This window comes from Halosolutus sp. YCN4 (assembly GCF_059736495.1).
In genome coordinates this window covers 338,667-350,216 of the sequence record NZ_JCASSM010000001.1, presented here as the reverse complement: position 1 = coordinate 350,216, position 11,550 = coordinate 338,667, and the positions used below count along the sequence as shown (strand labels likewise).

Below are 11,550 nucleotides of genomic sequence, written 5' to 3'. Positions count from 1 at the left end.
GCTCCGATTGCCGTCGATTCGGTTCAAAACGAAGGACGAGACCCGGAATCTTTTACTCACGCCGGTGCCTTTCGTGACGTACTACGAACACATGGACGACGACGATCTCGCCGAACTTCTCGAACGCTTCGGCCTCTCTGAAAAGGAAATCGATACGTATCTCGCAATTCTCGAACACGGCGAATCGAAAGCCAGTACGATCTCCGACGCGGCCGACGTCTCCAAGCGGTACGTCTACAGCATCAGCGAGGAACTCGAGAAGCGCGGGTTCGTCGAAGTCGACGATCACGCGGTGCCGACGGTGATCCGTCCCGTCGACCCGGACGAGGTGGTCGATCGGCTCACGAACAGCGTCGAACGGATCGAGCCGGGAATTCGATCGCGATTCACGAGCACCGAGCGCACGGGCGAACAGTTCGAGGTAATCAAATCCCGCCAAACGGTGCTCAAGCGGATCGAGAGCCTGCTCGCGAACGCCGAGAACGAGGTGACGCTCTCGCTCCCCGCCGATATCCTCCCCCAGGTTCGATCGACGCTCGAGGAGACGGTCGACCGGGACGTCCTCGTGTTGCTCCTGCTGGGCGGGACCGAGGCCGACCACGACATCGCCTCGCTCGCCGGGACCGCGAGCACGGTTCGGACGTGGGACGCGCTCGTCCCGACGATGCTGACGGTCGATCGCCAGCACGGCCTGCTCGCGCCGAGCCAGATGCTCACCAGTTCCCGGAGCGACACCAGGGCGATCACCCTCTCGCAGGAACAGCTCGTGCCGGTGCTCGCCGGCTCCTTCCTCGCGAACTACTGGCCGACGGCCGAAGAACGGTACGTCACCGCACCCGCCGCGTTGCCCCGGACCTACGAGGAGTTCCGGAACGCCGTCTTCCAGATCGCGCTGCACCGCGCCGCGGAGACGCGGATCGAGGCGACCGTCAGCGGGACGTGGGTCGGTGACCGCGACGACTCCGTCGAACTGACCGGCGAAATCGTCGACGTCCGCCAGAGCCTGGTGCGTCCCGTCACCTCGACGGTCCCGATCGAGAACTCGTTCACGATCGCCGTCGACGGCGAACGCATTTCGATCGGGGGTAGCGGTGCGTTCCTCGAGGACGTCGAGGCGGAATCGGTCACCATCCGGCCCCTCGAGTCCTGAGTCGGTCACGAGAACGAGACCGACACTGTCGCTGATACTATTTCGCCCGTGAGTGAATTTATTTGAGTCGGGGATGAACGATCGGATACGATGACCCGCGACACGACCCGACCGACAGTTCCGCTCGCCGTCGATCGACCAGCCAGCGACGGAGGTCTCGCCGATGACTGACAAAGCGGCGATCAAGGCACGACTCGTCGAGAACGGCGTCATCGCCGTCATGCGCGGCATCGACTCGGACGACGCCGCCCCGGTCGCGCGAGCGTTACACGAGGCTGGCGTCGGCGGACTCGAGATTACCGCCGACGAACCACACGCGAGCGACAAGATCGCCGCGATCGATCGCGAACTCGCGGGGACCGACGCGATCGTCGGCGCGGGGACCGTTCTCGACGCCGCGAGCGCCCAGTCGGTGATCGACGCCGGCGCCGAGTTCGTCGTCTCGCCACACACCAGTCCCGAGATGGTCAGGACCTGCAACCGCCACGGCGTCCTCGCGGCACCCGGTGTCATGACTCCCACCGAAGCCGTCACCGCGATGGAAGCCGGCGCGGACGTCCTGAAGATGTTCCCGGCCTCGACCGTCGGCCCGGGCCACATCGGGGCGCTCACCGGGCCGCTCGGCGACGTCGACGTCATCCCGACCGGCGGCGTCTCGCCGGACAACGTCGCCGACTTCTTCGACGCCGGTGCGGTCGCCGTCGGGGCCGGCGGCGCGATCCTGGACGACGAAGCGATCGCCGCCGGCGACATGGGCGGCGTCCGAGAGACGGCGGCCGAGTTCGTCGCGGCCGTCGAGGACGCGCGGAAGGACTGAGGACCACGACGTCCGGCGGGAGAGCGTACGGCGGTACGGCACTTCTCGCGGGACGATCGGGACACCCGTTCGGAAACTGATTACTCGTCTCCGGCCCCCTGTTCGGGTGGTTCTTCGGGTGAGTCGGGCGGTGCCTCGTCGGGCGGCTCAGCAGGTGCGTCCTCGGGTGGTTCCTCGGGCGGCTCAGCGGGTGGGTCGGCTGGTGGTTCTGGCTCCGGTTCCTCGGGCGGCTCGGGATCTGGCTCCTCCGGCGGCTCCGGTTCCTCGGGCGACTCGGGCTCTGGCTCCTCCGGCGGCTCGTCCGGTTCTTCCGGTGGTTCTGGCTCCGGTTCCTCCGGCGGCTTGTCCGGATCGGAATCGGACACCGCGACGGTCACTGACTCGGAGTCGTCGTCCGTCCGGACGGTGACGGTCAGGTCGCCGACGTCCGCGTCGGTGGTCGGATGTGTGAACGAGACCGACTCGGACTCGCCGCCAGCGAGCGACGAAATCGATCGGCTGTCGACGCCCTGCTGGCCGCCGACGTCCAGTTCGACGGTCGCGTCCCCGGACTCGTCACCCTCGTTTTCGATCGTCGCGGTAACGGTGAACGACTCGCTGGCTTCCACCTGGCCCGGCGCGTCCACGCTCGCCACCGCGAACGACGCCGGTTCGCCCGGTTCCTCGAGGAGGACGTCGACCGACGCCTCGTCGTCCTCGCTCCGGACGGTGACCTGGACCTCGCCCGCATCGTCGGGATCGGTCTCGTGCGACAGGGTGACTGTACTGGATTCGCCGCCCGGGAGTTCGATCGAGTCCGCGTCGACGGCCTGCTGCGCCCCGACGTCGAGTGCAATCTCTTGCGTCGCCGTCTCCTCCCCGACGTTCTCGAGTTCGGCCGTCACCTCGAGCGTCTCGCCCGCGACGATCGCGTCCGGCGCGTCGAGACCCGTGATCTCCATCACCGCCGGTTCGAGATCGAGGGTGTACTCGATCGTCTCGGCCGCGAGTTCGTCGTCGGTCTCCGCATCGCGAACGCGGACCGTTACGGTGGCGTCGTCCTCGAGCACCGGGTCGAGTTCGAGTTCGCGGGCTTCGATCGTCGTCTCCGCGTCGACGTCCTCGCTCTCGCTCGCCTCACCGTCGTACTGCGCTTCGAGGAGGAACTCGACGTTCGCCGTCGCCTCGTCGACGAGCAGGGTTTCGCCGTCTCCCTCCTGGTCGCTGACGGTCAGTTCCGCGGCTGGTCGGAGTGCGTACTCGCCCGCGCGATCGGTCTCCGCCCGTAGGATCTCGTCGTAGAGATAGTGTTCGAGATCGACTTCCCAGACGAGCCGCTCGTCGTCCGAGTCGGGCGTCCACTCGACCGTGAACGAGTGGGTTCCGGGCACGAGTTCCGGTGGTCCGTCGTCGGTCGTTCCCTCGACGAACGCACCGCCGTGTAGTTCGAGTTCGTTCGGGTTCTCGTACGCGAAGGTGACGTCGTGACTGTCCCGGCCGCCGCTCACGTCCTCGACCGCGATCGTCGGCTGCTCGGGACGCCGCTCGTCGACGCAGTCGTTGGGGTTGCTCCCGCGAGTCTCGTCCGCCTCGAACCAGTTGTAGATGACCGATCCGATCGTCGTCCCGAATCCCTCGTCGGCCAGTTCGACGACGGCTTCCGAACCGGACGCGTCGACGATTCCGTTCTCCTCGCCGACCTCGAAGCGAATCGTCCCGGAAAACGGATCGATCTGGTTCCCGATCGTGAGTCCCGGATGGTCGTTCCCGACCCCCGCGGTGTCGACGAACAGCGTCTCGACGGTGAGGTCGTCGCCCGCCTCGAACGAGCCGACGGCCTCGGCCCGCGTGCAGTCGGGAAAGCCGATCGCGACCTCGTCGTCCTCGGTCCCGATCACTTTGACCGTCCGCTGGGCCCTGTCGCCGGCGCTCTCGACGTAGACGGGGAACTCCTGCGTTCTGGGGACTATCGCCGTCTCGAACCCGAGGTCGATCGTCTCGCGCTCGCCGCCTTCGAGTTCGACGTCCGCGACGTCGACGAGGTCGGGGTCGTGGCCGACGATGAACTCGATGCGATCCGCGACCGTCGTCTCGCCGGGATTCTCGACCGCGGCGGTGACTTCGAGCACGTCGCCCGCGGCGACCGCATCGTTCGTTTCGAGGATGGAAACCAGCAGCGGGGGCCCGTCGACGTAGACGAAGACGGATCGCTCGTCCGCGTCGACCTCGCTCTCGACACGGGCCGGGAATCGCTGTGATCGCTCGACGATCGCCGTCTCGTACCCCATCGTCAGGACTCGTGACTCGCCCGGCGGGAGAGTCACCAGTTCCGCGTCGACCACGTCCGGATCGTGGCCGACGACGAGTTGCACCTCCCGTCCCAGGGTCGAGTCGTGCTCGTTCGTGACCTCGACGACCGCGTCGAGGGGATCGCCCGTCTCGACGGGTGAGTTGGTCTCGAGGATCTCGACGCCCAGTCCGATGTCCGCCGTGCCGATCACTTCGACCGTGACCTCGTCGGACGCGTCTTCGGTCTCGACGCGGGCCGGGAACGCCTGCGTTCGCCTGACGATCGCGGTCTCGAACTCGAGGTCGACCGTCGCGCTCTCACCCCCGTCGACCGTCACCGACTCGCTGTCGACCAGTTCCGGATCGTGTCCGACGATCAGGTCGATCTCGCGCGTGAACTCGCCCGCGCCGCGGTTTTCGAGTTCGGCCGTCACTTCGAGTGTTTCGCCCGTGTCGACGGGGTCGTTCGTCTCCAGGATCGTCAGGTCGAAGTCCGGTTCGGGATCGTCGACGATCTCGTCGATCACCCAGGGACGCTCCGACGTCACGGTTCCGTCGGTACCGAGCACCCACGTGACGATCGGACAACCGTAACAGGGTCGCTCGAGTTCCAGCGACGCCGTATCCTCGCTCCCGCTGACGTCGCTCTCACCGAGGATGACGTCCGCGTGGCCGAGCCACCAGACGATCCGATCGAGTTCCCCGTCCGGGAAGGCCACGTCCAGCGAGAGGTCGATCGACTCGCCGCGGACGAATTCGATCGATTCGTCGGCCGGATCTGTCCCCTCGACGACGGGTGCCCCGATCCCGTCGTCCGTGACGGTTATCATCCACGAGGCCCGGCGAACGTCGTCCTTGCCGACGACGGCCGCGGCGACCTCGCGGGTACCGGGCGACTCGAACGTCGTCTGCCAGTGATCCGCGCCCCGGTGGCCGTAGTACGCGGCGTCCCAGGGACCCATCGATTGGCCCGCAAACTCCCCGTCGACGAACCACCGCGTTCGCCCGCCGTACTCCCCCAGCAGGTCGGATTCGACCTCGAAGTGGACCGTGGTTCCGGGCTGTACCGCGAGTTCCGGCTCGGGTGCCGTCTGCGCCGGATCCAGCGCCTCGATCGCGAGCACGTTGACGCGATCCTCGACCGCGTCGGATTCGGTCTCGAACCGCACCGTGAGGGTTCCGTCAGATTCGACAGGGCGGGTTCGGTAGCTGAAGAGATCGAGCGCCTTCGTTTCCCCGGGCTCGACGGTGGTCCTGACGGTCACGTACAGATCGCCGTCGAAGTAGCTCTCGATGTCGGGCCTCGCCGTCGTGTCGCCGGTGTTCGCTACCTCCAGGGTGACCTCGAGTGGCATCCCGCCCTCTACCGGCGCGTTCGTGTCCGCGATCCGCAGGTCCACGTCTTCGACGGCGACGAGTGCACTGTACGCCCGTTCTCTGACCCGGTCGCTGATCGTCGATACGCCCCCAGTGACCGTTGCCGACAGTGTCCCCCAGCCGGCGAGGAACCGCCGCCTCCGCATGCTATCCAGTACCACGAAGAGTCCATAATACCATTGTCACGATCGCGGTGACTGTCAACGTCGTCGATACGTCGACGGGTCCGGCCGCGGTAAACGGGCCGAATTCTTTACCGACGGTCGCCGATCGATGTTCAAGAAATTTACTACACTCGATAAAAATCGATCGTCAGAACGGGCAGGTCATCGATGCGACGGCGGTCAATGACGATCCGATCGAGACGCCCTCGTCTGGTTCGCCGTTCCCCGGGGCGAATCGGGAATCACGATCGGTCCTCTCACCGACCAGCGAGGGCGTATCGGAAGCATACTCGGCGCAGTCCTCCAGTGACCCAGGCACGCACGGCCGCGGATTGCAGGCGCTATCGGACCACGTCGAATAGTTATCGACGGTGACTCCGCCGTTGTTCAAATATTTACTACGGATAGGGTAAATCTTTTAGCCCGTGCTCCCGTTGGTGGGGACATGAAAGCGATCGCAGTCGAGCCCGGGGCCGGCGAGCCTACTATCGTCGAACGGCCCCGCCCCGATCCCGAACCCGGCGAAGCCCTCGTCCGGACCCTGCGCGTGGGCGTCGACGGGACGGACCACGAGGTCATCGCGGGCCACCACGGCGAAGTTCCCGCGGGTGACGATCGGCTGGTCCTCGGTCACGAGGCCGTCGGCGTCGTCGAAGACGCGACCGGTACCGACCTCGAGGAGGGCCAGTACGTCGTCCCCACGGTCCGTCGCCGACCGAACGGCACGAACGAGTACTTCGACCGCGGCGAACCCGACATGGCCCCCGAGGGGAAGTACGTCGAGCGCGGCATCGTCGGCGCGCACGGCTTCATGGCGGAGTACTTCACCAGCCCCGCCGAGTACCTCGTCCCGATCCCCGAGGACCTCGCCCCGCTCGGCTTCCTCGTCGAACCGATCAGCATCAGCGAGAAGGCGATCGAACACGCCGTCGCCTCCCGATCGGCGTTCGAGTGGAACCTCGAATCCGCGATCGTGCTCGGGAACGGCTCGCTCGGCCTCGTCACGCTCGCCATGTTCGAGGAGGTCCTCGACGTCGACCGAACCTACTGCCTGGGACGGCGCGATCGGCCCGACCCGTCGATCGACCTCATCGAGGACCTCGGCGCGACGTACGTCGACTCCCGGGAGACACCCGTTCCGGAGATTCCCGACGAATACGAGGCCGTCGACCTCGTCTACGAGGCGACCGGTTACGCGAAACACGCCGTCGAGACGGTCGACGCGCTCGCACCGAACGGCGTCGGCGTCCTGCTGGGCGTCCCCGAACCCTGGGAGTTCGACATCGATGGCGGTCGCTTCCACCGGGAACTGGTGCTCCACAACAAGGCCCTCCTCGGGACGGTGAATTCCCACCGCGGTCACTTCGAATCCGCCGTCGACACCCTCTCGCAGTTGCCAGTCTCGTTCACCGACGACCTCGTCACCGGGATTTACGGTCTCGACGAGTTCCAGAGTGCCTTCACTGACGACGACGACGTCATCAAAACGGCCGTCGAGTTTGCCGCGATCTGACGTCTGGATCGCGGAACCGACTCGATCGGCGAGATAGAAACTATTACTATCTTTCGAGTAAGTTATTCCCACATGGGAGTCGATTACACACAGCTACACGATCCGAACGCCGAGTACACGATGCGAGACCTCTCGGCGGAGACGATGCAGGTCACGCGGGAGCGCGGCGGCGATCGAGACGTCGAGATCACGGACGTCCAGACGACGATGGTCGACGGCAACTTCCCCTGGACCCTCGTTCGCATTTACACGGACGCCGGAATCGTCGGTACCGGCGAAGCCTACTGGGGCGCGGGCGCGCCCGAACTGATCGAGCGTATGACGCCGTTCCTGCGGGGCGAGAATCCCCTCGACATCGACCGGCTAACCGAACATCTCGTCCAGAAGATGTCCGGCGAAGGCTCGATCGGCGGCGTCACCGTCACCGCCATCTCGGGTATCGAGGTCGCCCTCCACGACCTCGCCGGCAAGATCCTCGAGGTTCCCGCCTACCAGTTGCTCGGGGGCAAGTACCGCGACGAGGTGCGCGTCTACTGCGACTGTCACACCGAGGAGGAAGCCGATCCGATCGCCTGCGCCGAGGAAGCGGAGCGGGTCGTCGAGGAACTCGGCTACGACGCCCTGAAGTTCGACCTGGACGTCCCCTCGGGTCACGAGAAGGATCGCGCCAACCGCCACCTGCGCGACCCCGAGATCGAACACAAGGCCTCGATCGTCGAGGCGGTTACCGAGCGCGTCGGCTCGCGGGCCGACGTCGCATTCGACTGCCACTGGACGTTCTCGGGCGGCAGCGCGAAGCGACTCGCGGAGCGCCTCGAAGCGTACGACGTCTGGTGGCTCGAAGACCCCGTCCCGCCGGAGAACCACGACGTCCAGCGGGAGGTCACCCAGTCGACGACGACCCCGATCACCGTCGGCGAGAACGTCTACCGCAAGCACGGTCAGCGCCGCCTGCTCGAGGAACAGGCCGTCGACATTATCGCGCCGGACATGCCCAAGGTCGGCGGGATGCGCGAGACGCGGAAGATCGCCGACCTCGCGGACATGTACTACGTGCCGGTCGCGATGCACAACGTCGCCTCGCCCGTCGCGACGATGGGCAGCGTCCACGTCGGCGCGGCGATTCCCAATTCGCTCGCGGTGGAGTACCACTCCTACGAACTCGGCTGGTGGGAGGACCTCGTCGAGGAGGACGTGATCGAGGACGGCTACATCGAGGTGCCCGAAGAACCCGGCCTCGGCGTCACGCTCGACATGGACGCCGTCGCGGAGCACATGGTCGAGGGCGAGGAACTCTTCGACGCGGCGTAGCGGCGCCGGGCCACCCGATCGGTCATCGCTGTTGCCGCGTCTCGCCGCACCGGAACGCCGTCTCGTCGTGATCGATCGTCGGTCGGCGACGAGACCGCCCGAACGGGCCTCGGAACCGGCCCTCCGTCAGTCGACGGGACAGCCTGTACGCGACGAGCCGAGGAGGCCGGTGTTGGTGAATGATTTATCCCGTTCGTCGGGGTGGAACCCCGCGTGACGTCAGACAAACTCACTCGACGGGGATTGCTCGGCGTGGCCGGCGCGGCGCTCGCCGCGAGCGTAGGCGGCGACTCCGCGGCCGCCCTCGACGGCGATCGGATCTCCGGCGGGACGAACGCCGCTGAATCGATACAGCAAGAGGACGCCGGCGAGGAGTACGCGGGCGTCTATCGAGAGACGATCGACGACGTCGTACTCGTCAACGTGTTCGGCGAGGGGCCGGAGGGGCCGGAGGGCCCTGGCGGACTCGGTTCCGGGTTCGTCACCGACGACGGGTTCGTCGTGACCAACGATCACGTCGTCGCCGGGGCGAGCGAGATCGAACTCCAGTTCCGCGACGAGCAGTGGCGGACGGCGTCGGTGGTCGGAACGGACGTCCACAGCGACCTCGCCGTCCTGGAGGTCGACGACCTCCCGGACGGTCCCGACGGCCTCTCGTTCACCGACGCGGATCCGGTGATCGGGCAGGAGGTGCTCGCCCTCGGCAACCCGTTCGGGTTCGACGCGTCGATCTCACAGGGGATCGTCAGCGGGGTCGATCGATCGCTCCCGAGTCCGACCGGGTTCGCGATCCCGGCGGCCATCCAGACCGACGCGCCGGTCAACCCCGGCAACAGCGGCGGGCCGCTCGTGACCCTCGACGGGGACGTCCTCGGGGTCGTCTTCGCGGGCGCGGGCCAGACGATCGGCTTCGCGATCTCGGCCGCGCTGGCCGATCGGGTCGTCCCGGCGCTCGTCGAGGACGGCGAGTACGAACACGCCTACATGGGCGTCGGGGTGCTCCCGGTCGGGCCGCTGCTCGCCGAGGCGAACGACCTCGACGAATCGCAGGGAGTCCTCGTCGTCGAAACGGATCCGGATGGACCGGCCGACGGCGTCCTCGAAGCCGCCGACGAGACGGCGGACGTCGACGGCGCCGAGGTTCCCGTCGGCGGTGACGTGATCGTCGCGATCGACGGCGAGGAGATTCCGAACCAGGATCGGCTGTCGTCAGTGCTCGCGTTAGAGACGTCGCCGGGCGAGACGATCGACGTCAACGTCGTCCGGGATGGGGAGCGCCAATCGGTCGAGTTGACGCTCGCCCCGCGGCCGGAGGAAGAGTCCCCCTGACGACTCCGGGCGGAGACGACGCGCACCGACCCACGACGCGGATCGGTCTCACACTCGCCGCGGAACTGCACGACCCGCACGACCGCGTCGAGTGCTACGAGGAATCCGTGGTGCCGGCGATCGGCCGCCGGCTACTCCGGTCGTTCGAGGTCCTCCTCGGCGTCCTCCAGATCCTCGATCTCCTCGTCCTCGCGCGGGGCGTTCTGCGTACCGAGATCGTCGTCGCCGTCGTCGACCTGGTCGGGATCCTGGTCGACGCGTTCGAGTTCCTCCTCGATCTCGGCGTCTCGTTCCGCCTCGTACTCGTCGGCCCTGTCGGTATCGTCTTCTGCCATGACGGTGGACGTTCGGGATCGATGGGTTTGGACGCCGGGCCGTCGAGTGCAACGTCGGCCGACCACGCGGGTGCGATCGGGGTTCCCGATCGATCGACTGCGAGTGACCGTCCGGAAGACACGAAAGACAGATAAAAGACGCCCCGCTGTGAATAGACAGATATGGACGTTCCGTACGACCTCACCTCGTACGTTCGGGTGTTGAAAATGGCGACGACACCCACGACCGAGGAGTTCCTTCAGGTATCGAAAATCGCCGGTGCGGGGATCGTCCTCGTCGGCCTCATCGGCTTCCTCATCGGTGCCGTCATGCTGTATCTCCCCGGTGGTGGCGCGTAATGGGCATCTTCGCCGTGAAGACGACGGCCAGTCAAGAGCGAACGGTCGCCGACATGATCATCAACCGCGAGGAGAACGAGATCCACGCCGCGCTCGCGCCGGACTCGCTGACCTCGTACGTGATGGTCGAGGCCGACGGCGACGCGGTCTTAGAGCGCGTGCTGGAAGACATCCCCCACGCCCGTAGTATCGTCCCCGGCAAGTCGGACATCTCGGAGGTCGAGCACTTCCTCTCCCCGAAACCGGACGTCGAGGGGATCGCCGAGGGCGACATCGTCGAACTCATCGCCGGCCCGTTCAAGGGTGAGAAGGCACAGGTCCAGCGGATCGACGAGGGCAAAGACCAGGTCACGGTCGAACTGTACGAGGCGACGGTCCCGATCCCCGTGACGGTTCGCGGTGACCAGATTCGCGTGCTGGATAGCGACGAACGGTAGTTCGTCGGACCATGCGAATCGTGCGAGACCTCCGGTCTCGCATACCACGTGAACGGGCGAGGCCCGTGAACGGACGGCCCGCGATTCTGACTCGCGACTGGCCGATCGCGAGCGAATCGCAACTCGTTCTGCGCGCGACTGGAAGAGGATCGCGCGGCGACGCTCCATCGATCGCGACGGGTCGAGATTCCGGATCCGGTTATCGCTTGAGTCGCTTGGCGATCGTCTCCATGTCGGCGACCTCGGTGATCTCGTCGAGGAGGTCCTCCCGCTCGCGGACCGCTTCGGAACTGGCGCCGTAGGCGCGGACGTACTCGGCGCGACTGTGTTCGGTGAACGCGTGACGGATCGCGAGATAGCCGTCCGGGACGACGGTGCCACAGACTTTGCACTCGCGGCGCTCGTGCTCGGTCGCCTGATGGACCACCGCCGACTCGACGTCGTCGAACACCGCACCGCAGCCGCCGATGCCGCATTGCCAGGCCATTCGCTCGCAAAATCGAGCGGACG

The 11,550-nt window shown here is 66.5% G+C and carries 10 protein-coding genes; 7 read left to right on the top strand and 3 right to left on the bottom strand.

The window, feature by feature from the left end:
* The first annotated feature begins 91 nt into the window (after positions 1 to 91).
* Positions 92 to 1,150 (top strand): TrmB family transcriptional regulator, encoded by a 1,059-nt coding sequence (locus tag AC6I6X_RS01795; protein WP_497929632.1) that lies wholly within the window; start codon positions 92 to 94, stop codon positions 1,148 to 1,150.
* Between the two features lie 163 nt (positions 1,151 to 1,313).
* Positions 1,314 to 1,967: a bifunctional 4-hydroxy-2-oxoglutarate aldolase/2-dehydro-3-deoxy-phosphogluconate aldolase gene (locus AC6I6X_RS01790; protein WP_497928806.1), complete on the top strand. Its 654-nt coding sequence runs from the start codon at positions 1,314 to 1,316 to the stop codon at positions 1,965 to 1,967.
* Positions 1,968 to 2,047: 80 nt separating this feature from the next.
* On the opposite strand, the gene AC6I6X_RS01785 is transcribed toward AC6I6X_RS01790, so the two are convergent.
* A complete protein-coding gene (locus tag AC6I6X_RS01785) occupies positions 2,048 to 5,758 on the bottom strand; it encodes a CARDB domain-containing protein (protein ID WP_497928805.1) in 3,711 nt (1,236 codons plus the stop codon).
* Between the two features lie 463 nt (positions 5,759 to 6,221).
* Between AC6I6X_RS01785 and AC6I6X_RS01780 the strand changes: the two genes are divergently transcribed.
* From AC6I6X_RS01780 to AC6I6X_RS01770, 3 genes are all read left to right on the top strand, one after another.
* Positions 6,222 to 7,289: a glucose 1-dehydrogenase gene (locus tag AC6I6X_RS01780; RefSeq protein ID WP_497928804.1), complete on the top strand. Its 1,068-nt coding sequence runs from the start codon at positions 6,222 to 6,224 to the stop codon at positions 7,287 to 7,289.
* 72 nt (positions 7,290 to 7,361) lie between these two features.
* Complete coding sequence (locus AC6I6X_RS01775) at positions 7,362 to 8,600, top strand: mandelate racemase/muconate lactonizing enzyme family protein (RefSeq protein WP_497928803.1); 1,239 nt, start codon at positions 7,362 to 7,364, stop codon at positions 8,598 to 8,600.
* A 348-nt stretch (positions 8,601 to 8,948) separates the two neighbouring features.
* Positions 8,949 to 9,929, top strand: a complete 981-nt coding sequence (locus AC6I6X_RS01770) for a S1C family serine protease (protein ID WP_497929631.1) — start codon at positions 8,949 to 8,951, stop codon at positions 9,927 to 9,929.
* 131 nt (positions 9,930 to 10,060) lie between these two features.
* On the opposite strand, the gene AC6I6X_RS01765 is transcribed toward AC6I6X_RS01770, so the two are convergent.
* Complete coding sequence (locus tag AC6I6X_RS01765) at positions 10,061 to 10,264, bottom strand: hypothetical protein (RefSeq protein WP_250139847.1); 204 nt, start codon at positions 10,262 to 10,264, stop codon at positions 10,061 to 10,063.
* 162 nt (positions 10,265 to 10,426) lie between these two features.
* Between AC6I6X_RS01765 and AC6I6X_RS01760 the strand changes: the two genes are divergently transcribed.
* Positions 10,427 to 10,603: a protein translocase SEC61 complex subunit gamma gene (locus tag AC6I6X_RS01760; RefSeq protein WP_497928802.1), complete on the top strand. Its 177-nt coding sequence runs from the start codon at positions 10,427 to 10,429 to the stop codon at positions 10,601 to 10,603.
* Positions 10,603 to 11,040 carry a transcription elongation factor Spt5 gene (locus AC6I6X_RS01755; protein ID WP_265108032.1) on the top strand — a complete coding sequence of 146 codons (438 nt, stop codon included), beginning with the start codon at positions 10,603 to 10,605 and terminating at the stop codon, positions 11,038 to 11,040. The genes AC6I6X_RS01760 and AC6I6X_RS01755 overlap by 1 nt, the downstream gene beginning before the upstream one ends.
* Before the next feature lie 199 nt (positions 11,041 to 11,239).
* Here AC6I6X_RS01755 and AC6I6X_RS01750 read toward each other — a convergent pair whose 3' ends face one another.
* Positions 11,240 to 11,527: a DUF7565 family protein gene (locus AC6I6X_RS01750; RefSeq protein ID WP_497928801.1), complete on the bottom strand. Its 288-nt coding sequence runs from the start codon at positions 11,525 to 11,527 to the stop codon at positions 11,240 to 11,242.
* Positions 11,528 to 11,550: the final 23 nt, after the last annotated feature.

Bases quoted from the DNA above. Each gene is read 5' to 3' on its own strand.
- AC6I6X_RS01795 (WP_497929632.1), top strand. From the start codon at position 92: ATGGACGACGACGATCTCGCCGAACTTCTCGAACGCTTCGGCCTCTCT.
- AC6I6X_RS01790 (WP_497928806.1), top strand. From the start codon at position 1,314: ATGACTGACAAAGCGGCGATCAAGGCACGACTCGTCGAGAACGGCGTC.
- AC6I6X_RS01785 (WP_497928805.1), bottom strand. From the start codon at position 5,758: ATGCGGAGGCGGCGGTTCCTCGCCGGCTGGGGGACACTGTCGGCAACG.
- AC6I6X_RS01780 (WP_497928804.1), top strand. From the start codon at position 6,222: ATGAAAGCGATCGCAGTCGAGCCCGGGGCCGGCGAGCCTACTATCGTC.
- AC6I6X_RS01775 (WP_497928803.1), top strand. From the start codon at position 7,362: ATGGGAGTCGATTACACACAGCTACACGATCCGAACGCCGAGTACACG.
- AC6I6X_RS01765 (WP_250139847.1), bottom strand. From the start codon at position 10,264: ATGGCAGAAGACGATACCGACAGGGCCGACGAGTACGAGGCGGAACGA.
- AC6I6X_RS01760 (WP_497928802.1), top strand. From the start codon at position 10,427: ATGGACGTTCCGTACGACCTCACCTCGTACGTTCGGGTGTTGAAAATG.
- AC6I6X_RS01755 (WP_265108032.1), top strand. From the start codon at position 10,603: ATGGGCATCTTCGCCGTGAAGACGACGGCCAGTCAAGAGCGAACGGTC.
- AC6I6X_RS01750 (WP_497928801.1), bottom strand. From the start codon at position 11,527: ATGGCCTGGCAATGCGGCATCGGCGGCTGCGGTGCGGTGTTCGACGAC.